This is a genomic window from Nostoc sp. 'Peltigera membranacea cyanobiont' 213 (assembly GCF_002245975.1).
Lineage (GTDB): Bacteria > Cyanobacteriota > Cyanobacteriia > Cyanobacteriales > Nostocaceae > Nostoc.
Genome location: NZ_NOLI01000003.1, coordinates 83,821 through 102,734 on the forward strand (window position 1 = coordinate 83,821; position 18,914 = coordinate 102,734).

Consider the following 18,914-nt stretch of genomic DNA (forward strand, 5'->3'; position numbering starts at 1 on the left):
TTTTCGAGTGAGATACAGTTTTGATGACAATGAATCTTATAATCGCGTTTTATATAAATTCCAAGTATTTTGGATTTCTAAAGCCATTTCTTCTCTTAATACCCAAGGTAATAAAACTTCTACTTTTGACCCTAACGCCCGTAACCATCTGACAACATAGTAGTCTGTTACTCGGTAATCCACTTTGTAGTAAGCATCAGTGCTAGGACGAGATTGGAGAATATCTACAATAGCCTTTCTACGTTCAAGGTTAAGTGTATATTGTTGAGTTAATTTGACTGTTTGATCGTAGCTAATTTGAGTAAAAGTATCATGAATGCTAATTCCCTCAATATAGGCTTGATGAAAATCTTGCTCAAATCGTAATACCATTAATGCTTTTTCTTTATAAAAGTCGCATCCCCACGCTTCTTTTAATTGAGCATTGACAGTTTTAGGAGTTGGTAGCTTATTATCTTGATGTTTCTCTCTCAATAACTGAGAAACACGAGGATCTTGCCATTCTAAAATTTCTAAATGTTTAGAAATAATCCTGTCTAAACGATATTTATACCAGTTAATATCACCTTTTGGAGTAGTGCCATACGTACACAGATATTTAGCACGTTCCATGAAATAAATACAAACTGGATAAATAACACACTCTTTAATTTGATTTTGATGAGCGCTGTGATATGTCAGTAGTAGAGGTTGAACGTGTCCAGTATTCCAGATTTCTTGTAATTCACTTTGAATTTCATCAACTCTATCTTGAATATCACTTGATTCTGGTACGACATAATCAACATATAAAAAAATGCGATGATTATCTTCATCTACTTCTTCTGAAAATTCTTCAGCTAATAAGGGATATGTGGGGTCGAGAAAACTAAATATCCCCAATGCTCCAGCTAAATATGCTTGTTTTTTAAGTGTTAATTTACTAAAAGTATCTTCTGATTTACTGAAGTTGGGTAGTTTGTCTACTCGACAATAATATTTACTTCTTCCACTGAAGTTATTTACTCGTTGCAAGCAGTTTCGACTGACTAATAAATCTAAGTCACTTTGAAGGGATTTGCGAACTTGAGCAAATAACGGTTCTTCCAAAAGCTTATCTAGTTCAGAATTTGATATGGGTATTTGCTTTTGTAGTGAATTCTGCCATTCGTCTATGGGTACTTCCCATCTTAATAACCATTGTTTCGTTGTTTTGATACAAGCGCAGTTGGGATCTTGATGGTTAAGGATATCTACTTGCTTTTCATCCTTGTGAGTCTTAGTAAAAAAAGCTTCTCGCCAATCATTATAAGTAAAACTGTTTTCTACAGTGGTGTATGCTTCGTCACTATAGAGCCAACGTAACAATGCCCATAGCCGTATAGCGCGAGTCAGATTATGACTTTGGTCGAGAGAGCCATTGGCTAGCTTTTGTAAAAGTTTAGGGTGTGGGTAGTTAGTGGCGACTGCATTCACGATCGGTTAAAGTGTCTCAAGTGTTCTTACTAAGTTAGCAGGTATTGGAAAGGGGTACTTCCGATGCTGTGTAATACTGGGTATGCCGATATAGAAAGTTATATACATCTACCACATGAGTACATCCGAGTTCGACAAATACAAAGTAGACCACCTGTTTTTGCTGATTGGTGAGAATCCTCTGCCCAACTACATTGCAGCCCAAATACTGCTGAAAGAGGATGGTACTGGTTACTTGGTACACAGCACAGATACAACTAGTAAAGCTGCTTGTTTGGAAAGAATGTTAAAGGCTGTAAATGTCAAACCAATTTCATTGGGAAGACATGAGGCTAACTCCTGTGTTATTAAAGACAAAATCCAAACCGAAGTAAAAAATATTTTAAAAAAGCATCCAAACCATATTTTTGGCTTGAATTATACAGGTGGAACAAAGGCGATGTCTGTACATAGCTATCGTGCCTTATTCGAGGCTTCAGGAGTTCAGAATCCTGTATTTAGTTATCTGGATGCTCGAAGTTTACAAATGTTCATCGATAGTGACAATGATTCTCCTAAAGCTGAAGCAGTAGATATAAAACTTTCCTTAAAAGAAATCTTTGATTTGCATGATTTACGCTGGGAAACAGAGCCGATTACTGACCCAGTACTGCCTGAATTAGCAATGGGATTTGCAAAACTACATACTGATAAAAAAGTAGTAATTGCCTGGCACTGGTGGTGTGATAATGTGCTAAAGCCTGGGACAAAGGTATTGAAGAAAAAGTCTAATAAATCACCTGAATGGGAATGGAAGAAGGAAGTGGATTCAGGGCTTCACAAAGTCAACGATAGCTTTATAGTTTCTTTAAGTCCTGATATCGCAATTCAAAAGTTAAATGAAGAACTGAAGAAAATCCTAACTCAAGAAGAAGGAAAGACTCTTTTAGAAAATCTTCAACAAGAAAACTTTAAAAAAATTAAAGGACTATGTGATTATTACAATAACCTTTGGAATTTAGACCATATACAATATATAGAAAAAATTGGTAATTTACTCCAAAAATATTTAGAGGCTTCACCAACTGAGTTAGCACTGAAGAAAGCATCAGAGAAAGCTAGTTTTGAGAAGATAAAACATCTTTGTGAATGGCTCCAAGGAAATTGGTTAGAGCATTATATGTTGCAACAAATTCAAGAGGTTTCTAAAGCAAATCCTGAGTTAATAAATGACACAGGATTATCATTTAAGGTTAGAGATAAGAAAAAACAAGAAGAGAAAAAAGATAAATTTGAATTTGATGTTGCCTTTATGAAGGGCTATCAGTTGTTTGCATTATCTTGTACTACTGATGCTAGTAAATCCTTGTGTAAATCAAAACTTTTTGAAGCTTATATAAGAGCGCAGCAGTTGGGTGGACAACAAGCGCGAGTAGCTTTAGTCTGTTGCTACGAACACCCAAAAGAACTAGAAGATGAACTAAAAGTTGATACTGAAGTAGTCAAAGAAGATCCAAGGATTATTGTTTTTGGATGTGAGCATCTTGATAATATTCAGAAATCTATAAAAGATTGGATTGACGAGAATAATCGTTATTACGCACCATGAGTAAATACATAGCAACTTTAATTGATACAACAGGAATACAACCATATATTTTTGGCAGTAATCGTTTACGAGAAAATATAGGTGCATCGTATTTAGTAGAACAAGCAACAAATGGTTGGGTTAAGTGCGCTTTACGCCAAATATTTGGAGAAAATGTCTATATTCTTGAACCGGAACAAGAAAAAAAATGTATTGAACACGATAATCTTGATGCTGAATTAGTCTATACCGGAGGTGGTAATGCAGTTATTCTTTTCAAAGACATAGAAGATAAAGAAAGTGCTATTAGATTTACTAAAAGATTGAGCAAAAAAGTATTGCAAGAAGCACCAGGGTTAAAAATTGTAGTAGCTCACAGTGAACCCTTTGAGTGGGGGAACAAACTATCAGGAATTGTTGATAGTTTGATGAAAGAACTAGAGAGAAAAAAACGCGAATATAATCCTTCTGTTCCTTTGCTAGGTCTGGGAGTTACAGCTAACTGTCTATCTACTGGATTATCTGCTGTAGATAATAGCGATCGCTACAGTGTACCCACTAGCTATCCGGTCTCTAGAGAAATCGTTGAAAAGCTCCGAGCCGTTGACCCTAAAAATAAAGCTCCAGCCAATCAAGAACTAAAAGATACTATATTTAAAAATTTGCCGCTAGGCAATTATATAGTCCCTTATGATGTTGATGATTTAGGTCGCACTGAGGGTAAAAGTAGTTACATGGCTATAGTTCACGCTGATGGTAACGGGATGGGCGATCGCTTCAAAGAACATGGTAGGAAATGTAAAACAGACCGTGAGTATATTACTGCGATGCGTGAACTATCTAAAACTCTGAATCAGGCAGGTGTTAATGCTTTAAAAAAAGTTGCTGAGAGAGTTATCCAATTAGCAGATGGTAAATTACAGGAGCAGTTTGCAATTACAGAAAGAGATGGGGAAAAGTATCTACCTTTTCGTCCAATAGTTTACGGGGGTGATGACGTTACATTTGTATGTGATGGACGCTTAGGATTATCATTAGCAGCACTTTACCTAAAAGAATTTGAAGCTCAACAAGTAGATGGAAAAAAATTGACAGCCTGTGCAGGAATAGCTATTGTCAAAACACATTATCCATTTGCCAGAGCATATCAATTAAGTGAAGCACTGTGCAGAAATGCTAAAAACTTTGTGCGTTCTGAAAAAGAACGACTGAGAATATCGGATTTTTCTGCACTTGATTGGCACATTGCTCCTAGTGGCTTATTGGGTTCAATCAGCGATATCCGTCAACGAGAATATCAAGTTGCTGAAGGAAATCTCACCATGCGACCTTTGTACTTGCAATCTGATAGTGATTGGCGCAACTGGGATGATTTTTCTGAGGTAGTTAATAAATTTAACACACACCCAGACTGGATAAATCGCCGTAATAAAGTGATAGCTTTGCGAGAACAGTTACGGCAAGGTTCAGAAAAAACCAAACAGTTTTTACAGGTTTACGGTTTGAATGAGAACTATTTACCCCGATTTAGCAAAGCAAAATATGACGATTTGTATCAATCGGGTTGGACTGAGGAACCCAGAACAGATAAGAGAATTTGCGGTTATTTTGATGCCATTGAAATAATGGAATTTTACATCCCTTTAAAGGAGAAAACCGATGGAAATTTATTACCTGAAAATGCTACTTTTGAGTGATACAACGTTTGGGCGTGGTGATGGAGTAGCAGGGTTAATCGACCAAGAAGTAGAGCATGACGCTAACGGATTTCCCTACTTACGTGGACGTACTTTAAAAGGCTTGTTGAGTGAAGAATGCGACAATTTGATTGTTGTGCTTTCTGAACCACCGCCTTACCGTTGGCAAGAAGCCGCCGAACATTTATTTGGCATACCTGGTAGCACCCTGGAAACTATCTCCAAGATGCACGTTGGCGATGCTTGTTTACCCCAAGACTTGCGAAAGGCTATAAAACTTCAACTTGACCAAGAACAGGAAAGAGAACGCACAAAACGCAGAGGTCAGGAAAGAAGACTCACAGAAGTAGACGTTCTTGCTTCTCTTACTACTATTCGCCGTCAAACTGCTATTGACCCTGAAGATGGCGCACCAGTGGAACATAGCTTACGTTCTAGTCGGGTTGTCTTGCGAGATTTATGCTTCACCGCACCATTGTTATTTGAAAAAAAACCAACAGCAGAGATGCTAGCACTATTAGCAGTAAGTACATTAGCACTACAAAGGGTTGGTAGCGGACGCAACCGTGGTCGGGGTCATGTTCGTTGTAGGCTACATGACTCAATTGGAAAAGAAATTACCCAAGAGCATTTTCGTTATTTTGAGCAGGAAACCAGGGGATGAAAGCAATTACTTTTTTACTGCACACTACACAACCATTGTTAGCAACTTCGCTTCAGGGAGACCCGAACAGTGATGTATCTTTTCCTTATATTCCAGGTAGCATGATTCGGGGAGTGTTGATTGGTCGATATCTCCAACGTCACAATTTAAAAAGTACAGATGATATTTTAGATGAATCAAAATATCCAGATATAAAGCGTTTATTCTTTAATGGTAATACCCGATATTTAAATGCTTATTTGTACGATAAACAAAAACAAAAGCGCACTCTACCTGTAGCCCGCTCTTGGTTAAAGAAAAAGGGTGATGACATTTCCAATTTAGACGATATAACTGTTTATGATTTCAGTCACGAAACACCGGAAGAAGATATTTCATACAAATCACTAGATGAGAGTTTTTGCACTGTAGATGATCGAGATATAGTGCTTTACAAAGAAAAGCGACGCATCAATATTCATAATATGCGAAATCGCAAAAAAGGCAGAGGTGATGAAGATAATGGTGCAATATTTCGCTATGAGGCTTTAGATGCTGAACAATATTTCCAGGCTGTAATTCTCTGTGATTATCCTGACGATATAGAAAAAATTAAGCCGTTACTAGAACCACAAGAAATGTGGTTAGGCGGTTCTCAAAGTGCGGGATATGGACATACTCAGATTATTCCAATAGAAGAGAATGAAGAGCATGATTCTTGGGACGAAGTAGGAATTGAGCCTGAAAATCGCAACGACAGAGAACTAATCCGTATTACTCTTCTCAGTGATCTAATTTTACGGGATAAATGGGGTCATTATGTTGCCATACCATCAAACTTAATAGGAGATGAAATTCATCAAAAAGCTGAGTTATTAACTCAAATACTAGAAGAATTCCTAAATATAAAATTAGAACCACAATCTAGTTATACCAGTAGTCTTATTGTTGGGGGATTTAACCGTAAATGGGGATTACCTTTACCGCAAGTACCAGCTTTGGCAGCAGGTAGTGTTTTTGTATTTAAGTATAATAAAGAAAACGGAGAACTAGATTCAGAAAAAATTCGTTTAGTAGAAAATCAAGGTATTGGTGAAAGGCGGGTTGATGGTTTTGGACGAATTGTTATCAATTGGTTGGAAGAAGAAGCTAAATTTTATGCTCATTTCCCAGAGACAAAAAATGATTGGTATCAACCACAGCTAGTCCCAAATTCAGAAGATAGCCAACTAGCTAAAAAGATGGCGAAGAGATTATTGGAACAAAAGCTAGATAGGCGACTTTTAGAGAAGCTTGATAATTCTAATTGTAAACTCAGACCTAACAAACTCAGCAATAGCCAACTTTCGCGGTTAATGATTGTAGGTAGACAATCTTTAAATCAGGGAAGCAAAAATCCAGTTATTCAATTACTGGAAAATTTACCTAAAAATGCCAATAGGCAATTTGAAGATACAAAGATTAATAATAAGTCTTTCAAAACACAGATTTGCGAATGGTTAAATGACCCAAGTATTTGGATAGATTCAAGTTATTTAGAAGTTAAGGTTGCTGGTGAATCAGTTCCATTAGATTTAGTTGAAAAACTGAAGCTAGAATACACACTACGGCTAATTATGGCAGTTGCCAAAAAAGCGACAAAGGATAAACAAAATGAATAGAACACGCGAAGGACGACATATTATTAAGCGCATCATTGTACGCGGTGTTTTGGTTCTGGATACGCCAACTTGTTTGGGAAATGGTGATGCTGAAGGTGCTACAGATATGATGCTGTTACTTGATAGTATTAGTCATAACCCTTTACTAACAGGTTCATCAATTGCTGGTGCTTTACGCAATTATTTACATGAATATCAGTGTGATTACGCGAAAAGCGAAAGTCGTCATAATATAGCTGCAAAATTGTTTGGTGATTTATTTGCTTACAAGAATGAAAGGAATAAAAATGAAGCAGAAAAAATTGTATTAAGAGAAAAAGATACTCAAAGTCCTTTAATTATTCATGATGCAATTGGTAGCACTATTCACAATCTTGAAATAAGAGATGGAGTCAAAATAGATAGTGCAGCTGGTACTGCGTCTGACAAGGCAAAATACGACTTGGAACTCTTGCCCGCAGGGACTAGATTTCCTCTCAGCTTTGAGTTGTTAATTGAAAAAGATAAAGACAAAGATGAGAATGAATTAAAACAAGCACTTGCTTTAGCTTTAGAAGGGTTAAATAATGGTGAAATTGCTATTGGAATGAAAAAGCGACGGGGTTTTGGTCGCTGTCATGTAGATGAGTGGAAAGTCTGGGAGTTTGATTTAACTAAACATAGCGATCGCATTGCTTGGTTAACATTTGAAACAGCTTGGGGTAAACCTTATGCTACGAAATTACCAAGGGACAAGCTATTGAGTAATACACACCTCCAGAAGCTAAAGGTAGATAAGCCAGATAAACGCGATCGCCTCTTCATCACTGCCAAATTTCAACTAGCCAGCCCCTTACTCATTCGCTCTGGTCAAGATTTAATTCAAAACAAATGTTCTCCCGATGTGGTACATTTGCACTCCTATAGAAAAGACAAACCTGAGCCAGTTGTTTCTGGTACAAGTTTAGCAGGAGTGCTGTGGCATAGAGCCGAGAGAATAGTGAATACTTTAGATAAGAATTTACAAATTGTGTATGACCTATTTGGCTTTGTTAAAGAAGAAAGTAAACAAGCAAAGGCTAGTCGTTTAGTTATTCATGAAAGCTTGATAGAAAATACAGTTGACATTGTACAAAGCCGAATTGCTATTGACCGTTTTACAGGCGGAGCATATAACGGAGCATTGTTTCAGGAACAACCTGTTTTTAGTATCTCTAAAAAAGAGGATAGTCAAAAAATTAATAAAGTTAAAGGTAAATTTAAAAAAAGTAGCAATACAAGTAGTAACACAGCGCATATAAAACTAGAACTGGAACTACGTCAACCAAAGGGATATGAAATTGGGTTACTTCTGCTGCTACTTAAAGATTTATGGACGGGTGATTTACCAATAGGTGGTACTAGCAGTATTGGGAGAGGACGTTTGCAGGGAGTTGAAGCAACTATAGTTTGGCAACAACACAAGTGGGTAATCTCTGAGGAGAATCGGAAATTACTAATCAGCAAACAAGATAAAGATGAAATGGAAGAGTTTTTTAAAAAGTTTTTGGAGCAAGCACCATGAATCAAGATTTGTGTCAGGAAGTTTCAACAGAAACAATTGAACTATCACTTGAGGATTGGTTAAAGCAACAAGCAATTACTACAGATTATCAGTTACGGTACGTGTTAGCTCATGCAGAGGATGGAGTTGTCTGGGGACATTTTGAAGTAGAAAGCGGCATCTTAGAAACTTCTAAGCAAGCTTTTCCTGAGTATGATTTTCCTACATTACGTCTGTCAACATTACAACAATGCCGGATATTTGGAGAAGCTGGTGAAGTCTTACTATGGAATATTAATGGAAAATGGCGATCGCGGCTAATTTTACAAAGCCAAGTATCAGAATTACTGAAACAAGAAAAAATAGGTTTAATACCAGAATCACAAATTCTCTGGGGTACTCAAGGAAAAGCAAACGGTAACTTTACCTTACTTTCAGATGGATCTCAGGGTCTTAAATATGCTGCTCCCATCACAGGGATTACTTTTAGCCAAGATAAACAGAAACAGTATCGTCCACTTCGACTAGAAGTACATCACTATTTTTATTATGACCAAGATGGAGTAGCTCGTATTTTTCTCAGTCGTCTTGTATCTCTCACAAAAGAAAAAATTTATGAATCCTAAACATCTAAAAAAAGTGCCTGATGAACGGAAAGCAGTCGCTCCATACAACTTCATAGAACTACCAGAAAAAGTCGTTGAAGCAAAACTTGAACTTAATGGTAAGTTACGCGATAACAACCGCTACTATTCTGACTATCACACTGGCAAAGTTATATGTACCTTAAAAACTGAATCACCTTTATACATTCGTTGTGGTTTAACACCTGCTGATTTTGCAGATTTTGGAGATAAGTCAAACGATAAATTAACACCAGAACAACGCCAGAAAAAGGCTGAATTTTTTCAGCATCCTTCAAAACAGTATCCCATTTTGCCTGGTAGTAGTTTGCGTGGAATGATGAGAAATCTGGTTGAAATTGTTAGCTTTGGTAAGATTGAAAGAGTATCAGAAGCTTCAAAATTTTTCTTCCGTGCAGTTGCTGCTGATAGTGACGATCCCCTAGCAGAAAGATATATAAATGCTGTTGGTAAGTTAGCTGGAAATATCAGCGCGGGGTATCTAGAAAAAAGAGATGGTAAATGGTTCATCCGTCCAGCTATTATAAACGACTTAGGTAAATCATTTATTCAAGTGAAAGAAGAAAACATTAAAGCGTATCTTCCTTCTCTAATCACTATGGAAAAAGCTAATTACCTACCTCAGTATCTCAAAATTAGCTATGAGGGAGTAGGAGAATCTCTAAAGATTAGTGAAAATTGTGATATTTATGAACACAAAGGCTGGCTTGTTACTAGCGGTAATATGCTAGATAATAGCAAAACTACGGAAGCGGAATGCAAACGCCTACTTCGCCGTAAGGAAGGACGTAAGTTCCACTATATAGTTTTGCAATCTGATAATTCAGCTGTTTCAATTCCAATTAGTGAAGATGCAATAAGAGATTACCGTAAAGCGTTGACAGACTTTCAAAAAGGAAAGCCCTTTAAGCAGAATTATAAAAATACTTTCGATGAAAGTATGGGTTTTTTTAAGTATTTAGACAATGAAGAACCTAGACCTGTTTTTTATTGTGAACCACGGAATCAACAGTCAACAGTAACTTTATTTGGTCAAAGTCCTAACTTTCGCATTCCCTACTCTCCCAAAAATGATGGTAAAGCCGCATCAGCAGTTGATTTTATTCCTGAAGAAGTAGGTGAATCTGAAAAAATTGATCTGGCTGATGCTATTTTTGGCTTTGTTAGGCGTAAAAACGAGAACAAAGAACAAGCTTCTGATAAGAATAAAAAAGAAAAACAGGAAAAATCTCGTGCTGGACGTATATTTTTCAGTGATGCTCAATATAAAAGTGAAGAAAATGGTATCTGGCTGACTGATGACACCATTACACCACAAATTCTGGCTACTCCTAAACCAACAACATTTCAGCACTACTTAGTCCAAAAGAGCCACGAAAAGAAAAGCCTAAAGCACTATGCTAGTCAACCCAATCAAGACACAGTAATTCGGGGATATAAACTATATTGGCATAATGGAAATGTAGGCATAGACAGAATTAAAACCAAAGCAACTGAAGCTGAAATTAAAGATAAACAATCCCAGTACACGGAAATTAAGCCAATTCAATCAGGAGTTTCTTTTGAGTTCACCATTTATTTTGAGAATCTCAGTGATGTAGAACTGGGTACGCTTTTATGGGTGTTAACCCTTTCAGTCGAAGATGTAGAGAAAGTCAAATTACTTGGACTTGATGGCAAAGAAAAATATCGGCTTTCCCTTGGTATGGGAAAGCCATTAGGTATGGGTGCAGTAATGATTGAAAAATATGAACTTTCCCTTAATGAACGATATCGTAATGAGCCGAAGCAGCGATACACACAGCTATTTGATGATAATAACTGGTTAAGTGGCGATCGCCCTGCTACTTATGATGAGCATAAAGAATGTATTCAGAAGTTTGAGGAATATGTAACTACGCGCATTAGTGAAGCTGACTTTCCCCAAGATTATCCAGACAAACAAGATTATGAAAAATTGAAGCTAAAGGATGTACCGCGTATCAAAATGTTACTAACTATGCTGAGATGGGATATTTTTCCACCTGTAAGTAGAACACGATACATGGAAATAGAACGAGACATAACAACAAATGACTACATCTGTCAGCCTGTTAAAAAAGATGATACAACAGTTAATGAGTATAAATGCCGTCTGATACTGCCAACTCCATTTCAAGTAATGGATATGTCAGACAATCGAAGACATCAAACCCTAAATTTAGATAATTTAAAGTCATCCCGCAAAAATGAAATTACTAAATCTAAACCATCTCAAGAATTTCAAATTGGTCAAATTTTAGATGCCGAGGTTATCAAAGTCATTGGGATTAAAGTTACTTATAAAATGTTGGTTGACATTAGGCGGAGTACAGATGAACACAAAAAAGCTAAGAATTTACAGGAAGGACAAATCGTTAAAGTAAAAATCACTGCTTTAAGAGATAATGGTGAGATTAAAAATGTCAAAGTATGTTGATTAGTTTTGGATTAATAATAATTTTGATAATTTAAGTAGTAAGAGAGCAAAAGTAAAATTACTTCTAAATTGTTCTATCAATCATGATTGATGAATATTTCCAAATCCTGACCCCCTTCCCCCCGCGCAACTTTCAACGAGAAGCGATCGCTAAACTCCTCAACCACCAAGACATCCTTCTGGGCGCACCCACAGGCTCAGGACGCACCCTTCTCTTCACTAAAACTCTCAACATCGACAAGTGGACAAGGGGAAAAAGAACTCATACCCCTTGTCCACACGATTTGAAGAAGACTGTATTGAAAGGTAGTCGTTTATGAGGACATTAAGGGAAAACTCCGTTCCTTACCGTCGCCCTCAATAATTACTTCACTTCGCTGGGTTCAAACTTTGTCACCTTACCTTTCTTAATCGCTACAATCACATCATAATGAGAACAGTAAGCGAATGTGACATCATTGGCTTTGTTATAAAGATTAACTACATGACCTGCACCACCTATCTGGATACCGATTGGCTCCAAATCACCAAAAAAGAAACGACGAAGTTGATCGCCACTACCAATCTGACCCTTACTTTTAGTCAGCAAATCTAGTTTTTGGGCTACAGACATCTCTTCGGCTGCTGATGCCTGTACTAATGACGGATTGATCGCTTTTAGTGGTACGTCCCAAACTGTGAAAAAACCAACTAAAGCAAAACTTGTAAGTAAGGGTGCGAGTTTCATTTGTGACTCCTCTTTTTTCTTTTATCCTGAACATCCCAAGCATCTCAGGTGGGAGTGAGAACTTATTGAAACTAAACCACTATTTTCATGAATTTATCCTTTGAGAAAACTTAGTTGATTCTCAGCACTTTCTCAGGCAATGATGCGAACTCAAAATCACAGCATAATTTAAGTATTTTCTCAACAAAACCTCATTCAGTTAAGAATGATGGCAACTTATAATGGGCAATGCTTTTATTGCAGTGGTGTTATTGTGACTAGACCCAAAAGACGACATCATCTAGTTCATAGAGTTTCAGGACAAACATATCTCTGGCTGGCAATGCTAATTTTTGCCGCATCTGGTGCAGTTACCCGGAAGCTAACAGAAATTGGTGCTGAACATTTTATCGGCGATGCCTACGGCGGCAAGCTACGCAATCCGATTTCTTTGTGTAATGTTTTATTTGTGGGAAACCTTTGCGCCTTGATACTTCTGATCCTCATCTATGGGCGACAGTGGAACAAAGCTACTTTGAAGCAACTCTCAAGGAAAGATTGGGTCAGTCTAACAGCAGTAGCTATTTTATCGGGAGCGTTGGCTCCTGGCTTAATTTTCCAGGCACTTGCAGTCACAGGGGTGAACAATATCATCTTGGTGGGACGCTTGGAACCGCCGCTAACCCTGGCTTTATCAGTCTGGTTATTGAGAGAACGGGTAAATATTTGGGAATTTATCGGAGCGATCGCAGCGTTTGTTGGTGTTATCCTAACTATCATCCTTCAGCCTCCAGGAGATGCCATGATGAATATGGGAGGTTTCAGGTTAGGCATAGGGGAACTTTTAGCAGCACTAGGATCTATTGCTGGAACTGCTTCTACCATTATTGGTAAGAAATACCTTTCGCAAATTCCTTTGGGAATCTATAGCATCTTTCGGACTGCACTAGGAACCATAATCTTTTTCTTCATTGCTTTAGTCCTGTATGGCAGCGATCATTTCGCTAATGCCCTCTCACCGTTCTTATGGCAATGGATGTTTTTATATGGTGGGTTGATTGTGGTGCTAGGCCAGTCTTTTTTGATTAAAGGCTTGAAAACTTGTACTATATCTACGGCTTCATTAATTGGCTCATTTGGCCCAATTGTGGGCATCATAGCAGCCTATTTAATTTTGGGTGAAACCCCTACCTTACCTCAATATATTGGCGGTAGCGTGATTTTAGTAGGCATATTTTTGAGCCAGTTTGGAATTTGGCGTAAGACTTCTAGCATTGCGTCTGGCAAGGTAAATTCTACTGTGGCACAGCAACAGGTAGAAACTGGTATGGGATTCAAGGGGATTTGAAGGGTTTAGGCGGAGTCTAACCCATTAGCAATTACAAATTAGTGGGACGGGGTAATTGCTGATTTGTCTTTACAAGGTTAGTGAACTCCTGTAGGGTTTTACGATACTTTTCTTCAGCTACTAAAAATAAATCATTATGATTTGCCTCTTCAACCCACAAATAAAGTTTTGGAGATATTGCAGCATTAAATAATTTTTCTCCATGAGCAAAAGGAATGATTTCATCTGCTTTTCCATGAATTACTAATATCGGGCATTTGACTTTTTTTATATTCTGAAGATTGGGGAATTTATCAAAAGGTAAAATCCGAAACGGTACTACTACTTGAAAAGCGGAAATAAATGAACTTTCAATAATTAAACCAGCTACTGGTTTCCGCATTGCTAAATTGACCGCAGAACCACCGCCAACCGAACGACCTAAAACTATAATTCTATCAGGTGGAATTTTTAAATTTTGGGTCAAATAATTGTAAGCGCTATCGATATCTTCGTATGCATGAGTTTCTGTAGGCTTTCCTTGACTAGTACCATAACCACGATAATCATAAGCAAAGACACTAAACCCCCATGTGTGTAATTTTTCTAAAATCTGTTTTATATCTCCTAAATCTTCAGAATTGCCATGAGAATAAAGAATAGTATATTTAGCTTGATTGTTTAACAAGTATGTAGCTGATATATTATTTTCCCCACTTTTTAATTTAATAATTGTTGGGTCATCCTGATAGCTAGAAGGTTGAGACAGAAAAATCATGCTATCTGCCCGAAAATATACAAACCCAGCAAAAAATATATAGATAAAGCTTAAAGATTTAACCAGTCGTTGCCAAGTAAAATCCCCAATTAGCAGTTTTATGAGTTGGATTTTATCCATTAGTTTTTATTTTTATAATTTCCAATACTCAATGTTATGTGAGGTTGTCCTTTTTTTAGGTAAGAGCAATTTATGTAAATATACAGAGGCTTCCCAGAGGTCGTTGCTGCTATATGGGATCGAAGCACTTAAGTGCTGACTACAAACTCCGTTAATATGTAAAAATGAGAATACCCAATACATCAAGGTGAGCGATCGCTCCCAAAGCTAGATTAAAGGATTGACCTGAGCAATGGCAGACCAAACCAATCACAATCAAGCGGGAGAAGTAGCTCCCAGCACTGTTGACAAGCAAGCTCCCAATGTGGCTGAAGAACACGCCCCTAGTACAGATTCACCCGAAGCCACAGACCTCCCGACTGCCAACGCGCCAGATTCAAACGCTGCTAAACCAACCGCGACACCCCCCAAGCGAGAAAAACCCGCAGCCAAAGCCGCAGTAGGGGAAAAACCAGCAGTAGCCGCAACAGAAGAAAAACCCGCCGCAGCTAAAGCTGCCAAAAAGGAAAAAGCCCCAGCTGTTGAAGATAAGCCATTTGTAGAGTTTATTGAGCAAGATTACTTGCCAGCTTTACAAAAAGCGATCGCTCAACAAGGTGTGCAAGATTTACAGGTGTCTTTTGCCAAGCAGAAATTGCCAATTACTGGCTTTGAATCTGCTGAAGAATGCTGGCAAATTATCGGCACTTGGAAAGAAACGGGTGCGCGTCAGTTTAACCTGTATTTCCCCGAAGAAGATATTCAAGGGAAAAAGGGATTTTCCTGTAATGAAGGCAAAAAACCTAGCACTCTTGAGTCATTCTTAATCGATGAGCGCAAAATTACGCTCGATTTGTTGGTATTTGGCTTAGTTCAGCGCTTGGACGGTCAAAAGTGGCTAGGTATAAATTAGTCATTAGTCATTAGTCATTAGTCATTAGTCATTAGTCATTAGTCATTGGGTTTTTGACAAAGGACTAATGACAATTTAAAGTTCGTGAAAATGATAGGTAACGGCTCCAGTATTGGGGTCGTTATCTATTTTTACATAACCTGATTTGTACATCTCATTGAGAGTAGCTTCTACTTCAGCAAAGCTAGCTCCCGTGAACTTAACGCCTTGAGTGACGGTTAAAATACCACCCCTGCTTTCCGCCGCTTCAATCAATTTAATCATCAGTTGGTTGCCTGTTGGGCGGTGGACTTGAGAGGCAACCACTGCTTGGTTCAACGGCACACCGAAGGGAGATACACCCGCTTTTAATCTTAGGTTGTGTTCGTATTCGTCAACCATATTGGGCATGAGAAACAAATCTACAAACTGCCCTATACCAAACATACCACCAGTGAACAGCCACAACAAACCAGTCCCGATTTTGCCATTGTAGAAACGGTGCAGTCCTCCTAATCCGAAAAAGAATGCTGCACACAAAATGTAAGAGACAAGAAGTCGGTCTTTATGCTGATTGTTTTCAAGATTCATCTTGTTTTCAACCTTTTGGATTTGCTCTTGTTGTCTAAGATGGGTTGTCCATGCTGTAGTAATGACTACATAAAAATACTGAAATAGTAGTGCTTTGAAAATATCAGATGTGCGTGCTACTCCCCTCGATCGAAACAGTGCTAATCGCTGAACTACGTTTATTTGACTACTAATCTACGATTCTTGGTTCCGTAAATATTGAATTATTGTTGCAACTCTTAATCTTTTGCTTACAAATTTCTCACCCACACCTTGGTAGACTGAACTTTATACAATTGGATTATTGTGGGCTGTTACGCTTTAACAGAACATTACCCTTGGCTTTCTGGTGAGGCAGTCGCTCAGAGGGGTCTCCCCTCCATGAAAAACTGCGGAACCCGAAGGGTCTACTTAAGATAATAAAGACGAAAGAGCAATCAAGACATGGTAGATTCCCTCAAAAAACCAGGCTTTGAAGAAATCCGGCCAGGGATTAAAGTCCCGGCAAAAGAAACCCTGTTAACACCTCGGTTTTATACTACCGATTTTGATGAAATGGCGCGGATGGATATCTCCGTCAATGAAGACGAGTTACAAGCCATTCTCGAAGAATTCCGCACTGACTACAACCGCCATCACTTTGTTCGGGATGCCGAGTTTGACCAATCCTGGGATCATATTGACGGGGAAACTCGCAAGTTGTTCGTTGAGTTTCTAGAACGTTCTTGTACGGCAGAGTTTTCTGGCTTTTTGCTATATAAAGAACTCGGCCGTCGCTTGAAAGGAAAAAACCCTGTCTTGGCAGAGTGTTTTAACCTGATGTCACGGGATGAAGCACGTCACGCTGGCTTTTTGAATAAAGCCTTGTCGGACTTTAATCTGTCCCTAGATTTAGGGTTTTTGACTAAGAGTCGTAGTTATACCTTCTTTAAACCGAAATTCATCTTCTACGCCACTTATCTTTCTGAGAAAATCGGTTATTGGCGCTACATCACTATTTATCGCCATTTAGAAGCACATCCCGAAGACCGGGTTTATCCAATCTTCCGGTTCTTTGAGAACTGGTGTCAGGATGAAAACCGTCACGGTGATTTCTTTGATGCGGTCATGAAATCTCAGCCGCAAATGTTGAATGATTGGAAAGCACGGCTATGGAGTCGGTTCTTCTTATTGTCGGTGTTTGCAACAATGTATCTCAATGACATCCAACGCAAGGACTTTTACGCCACCCTGGGATTGGATGCACGAGAATACGATATCCACGTAATTCAGAAGACTAACGAAAACGCCGGTCGGGTCTTCCCTCTAATGCTGGATGTAGAGAATCCAGAGTTTTATCAGCGCTTGGATACTTGTATCAGTAATAATGAGAAGCTAGGTGCGATCGCTAATTCTAACACTCCCAAATTCCTGCAATTCTTCCAGAAACTGCCGCTTTACATCTCCAATGGTTGGCAGTTATTGCGGCTGTACCTGATGAAACCCATTGATACTGTTTCTGCTCAAGGGGCAGTTCGTTAATTTATAACAGGTTTGCAAAAGCTTTGGTGGTTCTGTTAATTGCAGAACCACTTTTTTTTCTTGTAACAGTCAATACCTGACACCATACCTCTACTTAATCATTCACGAACAACAAAATTCCCGACTTCTCGAAGAAATCAGGAATCTGAGGCTTCAATTTTGACAAATCAAATAGGATTCATATAGCGATTTTGATAGTAAGCCAAAATTTGGTTAACTTGTTGCCGACTTTCTGAACCAGAGTTTGCTGTCCAGGAAATAGACAAGCCACCAATTTGACTTTGATTGTAATCAAACTGTTGGGATGATTGGGGAATTAAATCCACTTCTACCCCTTCGACTTGACGCAAATGAGCTGCTATCTCTCTATAGACAGCTAAAGGCAAACCAGCAAATTCAATTTTTTCCTTAGTCTCCATCTTTATGAAGCTCCAACATTAAAAGGATTTGAGGAGGGTATTGTCACTGAAACAGGATTACCAGTAGCAGATGTAGCTGATGGCGTTGAGTTGACAGGCCCTTCCCCTACCATTTTGGCAACTTCTATACCAAATTGTTCAAGAATTACAATTGGATTGGAGCCTCCATTCATTTCAATCCGTTTAATAAGTACGCCGTTGGCCAATCGCTGTCCAGCTTGTACATAGCGACTAGTTGGCTCATCCGGTACTTTGATAATTGCTTGCGGTTCCTTACTAATTAGAACTACACCAGTCACAATAACTCCCCTTGCTAACTCAGGTTGTGCTGGTGGTGGCAGTACAGATACTAAAGTGGGGTTAGAGACAACTTGAGGCAAAACTTTAGGTAAAACTGAAGTCAAAGTAGGATTGACTTTTTTTGGTATAGAAGCAATGTTATTTTTCTTCTGATTCTGATTTTTCTGATTCTGATTTTTCTGATTCTGATTTAAAGCTACGCTGCGTGTTGGAAGTTTTCGTACTACTATCGATGCAGTCGGTAGCTTAGGCAATACGGGAACAGGTCTTCCAGGTGTTGTAGACACTCTAGTAACCATTTGTCCGAAAACTTGTGCAAACGGATCGGTCCGCTCTTTTGATACCAGAATTAACGGTGCCCGCTCTGTAGCATTAGTAGATTGAATCAAGCTAACAGATCCGGGGGTAACTTGTGAAACCTGTTTGGCAGGGATCACTGGATTCTTAAAGGATTGAGCCGCAGGTGGCGACTTCGCTGCTATTTTGGGAATTGGCGCGGGATTGATGGCTTGTGGTGTATCTTCAGAAGCACATCCAGCGATCGCTAAGGTTAAAATAGCTGCAATTGTAATTTTTGAATTTCTGCCCATGAGCTGTTCTCAAAAGCCATTGGAAAATTAAAAAATGGATATCTACATGCCTGAAATTTGGATCA

General features: G+C 38.5%; 17 protein-coding genes. 11 read left to right on the forward strand and 6 right to left on the reverse strand.

The window, feature by feature from the left end; translation table 11 throughout:
- Positions 1-36 precede the first annotated feature (36 nt).
- Positions 37-1,455: a TIGR03985 family CRISPR-associated protein gene (locus CDG77_RS01600; protein WP_094327558.1), complete on the reverse strand. Its 1,419-nt coding sequence runs from the start codon at positions 1,453-1,455 to the stop codon at positions 37-39.
- A gap of 115 nt (positions 1,456-1,570) precedes the next feature.
- Between CDG77_RS01600 and CDG77_RS01605 the strand changes: the two genes are divergently transcribed.
- The 8 genes from CDG77_RS01605 (at position 1,571) to CDG77_RS01640 (ending at position 11,967) form a co-directional block, all read left to right on the forward strand.
- Positions 1,571-3,043, forward strand: coding sequence for a Card1-like endonuclease domain-containing protein (locus CDG77_RS01605; RefSeq protein WP_223269683.1), 1,473 nt, complete (start codon positions 1,571-1,573; stop codon positions 3,041-3,043).
- Positions 3,040-4,719 carry a Cas10/Cmr2 second palm domain-containing protein gene (locus tag CDG77_RS01610; protein ID WP_094327559.1) on the forward strand — a complete coding sequence of 560 codons (1,680 nt, stop codon included), beginning with the start codon at positions 3,040-3,042 and terminating at the stop codon, positions 4,717-4,719. Before CDG77_RS01605 ends, CDG77_RS01610 begins: the two co-directional genes overlap by 4 nt.
- On the forward strand, positions 4,682-5,383 hold the full coding sequence (locus CDG77_RS01615) for an RAMP superfamily CRISPR-associated protein (RefSeq protein WP_094327560.1): 702 nt from the start codon (positions 4,682-4,684) through the stop codon (positions 5,381-5,383). Before CDG77_RS01610 ends, CDG77_RS01615 begins: the two co-directional genes overlap by 38 nt.
- Positions 5,380-7,023, forward strand: coding sequence for an RAMP superfamily CRISPR-associated protein (locus CDG77_RS01620; protein WP_094327561.1), 1,644 nt, complete (start codon positions 5,380-5,382; stop codon positions 7,021-7,023). Before CDG77_RS01615 ends, CDG77_RS01620 begins: the two co-directional genes overlap by 4 nt.
- Complete coding sequence (locus CDG77_RS01625; protein ID WP_094327562.1) at positions 7,016-8,566, forward strand: RAMP superfamily CRISPR-associated protein; 1,551 nt, start codon at positions 7,016-7,018, stop codon at positions 8,564-8,566. Before CDG77_RS01620 ends, CDG77_RS01625 begins: the two co-directional genes overlap by 8 nt.
- Positions 8,563-9,171, forward strand: a complete 609-nt coding sequence (csx19, locus tag CDG77_RS01630; RefSeq protein WP_094327563.1) for a type III-D CRISPR-associated protein Csx19 — start codon at positions 8,563-8,565, stop codon at positions 9,169-9,171. The genes CDG77_RS01625 and csx19 overlap by 4 nt, the downstream gene beginning before the upstream one ends.
- Complete coding sequence (locus tag CDG77_RS01635) at positions 9,161-11,647, forward strand: TIGR03986 family type III CRISPR-associated RAMP protein (RefSeq protein ID WP_094327564.1); 2,487 nt, start codon at positions 9,161-9,163, stop codon at positions 11,645-11,647. The genes csx19 and CDG77_RS01635 overlap by 11 nt, the downstream gene beginning before the upstream one ends.
- A gap of 83 nt (positions 11,648-11,730) precedes the next feature.
- A complete protein-coding gene (locus CDG77_RS01640; RefSeq protein WP_094327565.1) occupies positions 11,731-11,967 on the forward strand; it encodes a hypothetical protein in 237 nt (78 codons plus the stop codon).
- 44 nt (positions 11,968-12,011) lie between these two features.
- Here CDG77_RS01640 and CDG77_RS01645 read toward each other — a convergent pair whose 3' ends face one another.
- Complete coding sequence (locus CDG77_RS01645; protein ID WP_094327566.1) at positions 12,012-12,374, reverse strand: hypothetical protein; 363 nt, start codon at positions 12,372-12,374, stop codon at positions 12,012-12,014.
- A 253-nt stretch (positions 12,375-12,627) separates the two neighbouring features.
- On the opposite strand from CDG77_RS01645, the gene CDG77_RS01650 reads away from it, so the two are divergent.
- Positions 12,628-13,701, forward strand: coding sequence for a DMT family transporter (locus CDG77_RS01650; RefSeq protein WP_181154288.1), 1,074 nt, complete (start codon positions 12,628-12,630; stop codon positions 13,699-13,701).
- Between the two features lie 31 nt (positions 13,702-13,732).
- Here CDG77_RS01650 and CDG77_RS01655 read toward each other — a convergent pair whose 3' ends face one another.
- Complete coding sequence (locus tag CDG77_RS01655) at positions 13,733-14,578, reverse strand: alpha/beta hydrolase (RefSeq protein WP_094327568.1); 846 nt, start codon at positions 14,576-14,578, stop codon at positions 13,733-13,735.
- A 232-nt stretch (positions 14,579-14,810) separates the two neighbouring features.
- On the opposite strand from CDG77_RS01655, the gene CDG77_RS01660 reads away from it, so the two are divergent.
- The gene (locus CDG77_RS01660) at positions 14,811-15,470 is read left to right on the forward strand and encodes a DUF2996 domain-containing protein (RefSeq protein WP_094327569.1); all 660 of its coding nucleotides are present in this window, start codon (positions 14,811-14,813) and stop codon (positions 15,468-15,470) included.
- Between the two features lie 75 nt (positions 15,471-15,545).
- Here the strand turns inward: CDG77_RS01660 and CDG77_RS01665 are convergent, their stop codons facing one another.
- Positions 15,546-16,040: a TM2 domain-containing protein gene (locus CDG77_RS01665; RefSeq protein ID WP_094327570.1), complete on the reverse strand. Its 495-nt coding sequence runs from the start codon at positions 16,038-16,040 to the stop codon at positions 15,546-15,548.
- Positions 16,041-16,463: 423 nt separating this feature from the next.
- Between CDG77_RS01665 and acsF the strand changes: the two genes are divergently transcribed.
- Positions 16,464-17,540 carry a magnesium-protoporphyrin IX monomethyl ester (oxidative) cyclase gene (gene acsF / locus CDG77_RS01670; protein ID WP_094327571.1) on the forward strand — a complete coding sequence of 359 codons (1,077 nt, stop codon included), beginning with the start codon at positions 16,464-16,466 and terminating at the stop codon, positions 17,538-17,540.
- Between the two features lie 167 nt (positions 17,541-17,707).
- On the opposite strand, the gene CDG77_RS01675 is transcribed toward acsF, so the two are convergent.
- Both CDG77_RS01675 and CDG77_RS01680 read right to left on the reverse strand, forming a co-directional pair.
- On the reverse strand, positions 17,708-17,959 hold the full coding sequence (locus tag CDG77_RS01675; RefSeq protein WP_094327572.1) for a hypothetical protein: 252 nt from the start codon (positions 17,957-17,959) through the stop codon (positions 17,708-17,710).
- A gap of 2 nt (positions 17,960-17,961) precedes the next feature.
- Complete coding sequence (locus CDG77_RS01680; RefSeq protein WP_094327573.1) at positions 17,962-18,849, reverse strand: hypothetical protein; 888 nt, start codon at positions 18,847-18,849, stop codon at positions 17,962-17,964.
- Between the last annotated feature and the right edge of the window lie 65 nt (positions 18,850-18,914).

Bases quoted from the DNA above. Each gene is read 5' to 3' on its own strand.
- acsF (WP_094327571.1), top strand. From the start codon at position 16,464: ATGGTAGATTCCCTCAAAAAACCAGGCTTTGAAGAAATCCGGCCAGGG.
- CDG77_RS01605 (WP_223269683.1), top strand. From the start codon at position 1,571: ATGAGTACATCCGAGTTCGACAAATACAAAGTAGACCACCTGTTTTTG.
- CDG77_RS01635 (WP_094327564.1), top strand. From the start codon at position 9,161: ATGAATCCTAAACATCTAAAAAAAGTGCCTGATGAACGGAAAGCAGTC.
- CDG77_RS01645 (WP_094327566.1), bottom strand. From the start codon at position 12,374: ATGAAACTCGCACCCTTACTTACAAGTTTTGCTTTAGTTGGTTTTTTC.
- csx19 (WP_094327563.1), top strand. From the start codon at position 8,563: ATGAATCAAGATTTGTGTCAGGAAGTTTCAACAGAAACAATTGAACTA.
- CDG77_RS01640 (WP_094327565.1), top strand. From the start codon at position 11,731: ATGATTGATGAATATTTCCAAATCCTGACCCCCTTCCCCCCGCGCAAC.
- CDG77_RS01680 (WP_094327573.1), bottom strand. From the start codon at position 18,849: ATGGGCAGAAATTCAAAAATTACAATTGCAGCTATTTTAACCTTAGCG.
- CDG77_RS01625 (WP_094327562.1), top strand. From the start codon at position 7,016: ATGAATAGAACACGCGAAGGACGACATATTATTAAGCGCATCATTGTA.
- CDG77_RS01610 (WP_094327559.1), top strand. From the start codon at position 3,040: ATGAGTAAATACATAGCAACTTTAATTGATACAACAGGAATACAACCA.
- CDG77_RS01660 (WP_094327569.1), top strand. From the start codon at position 14,811: ATGGCAGACCAAACCAATCACAATCAAGCGGGAGAAGTAGCTCCCAGC.
- CDG77_RS01665 (WP_094327570.1), bottom strand. From the start codon at position 16,040: ATGAATCTTGAAAACAATCAGCATAAAGACCGACTTCTTGTCTCTTAC.
- CDG77_RS01655 (WP_094327568.1), bottom strand. From the start codon at position 14,578: ATGGATAAAATCCAACTCATAAAACTGCTAATTGGGGATTTTACTTGG.
- CDG77_RS01620 (WP_094327561.1), top strand. From the start codon at position 5,380: ATGAAAGCAATTACTTTTTTACTGCACACTACACAACCATTGTTAGCA.
- CDG77_RS01615 (WP_094327560.1), top strand. From the start codon at position 4,682: ATGGAAATTTATTACCTGAAAATGCTACTTTTGAGTGATACAACGTTT.
- CDG77_RS01675 (WP_094327572.1), bottom strand. From the start codon at position 17,959: ATGGAGACTAAGGAAAAAATTGAATTTGCTGGTTTGCCTTTAGCTGTC.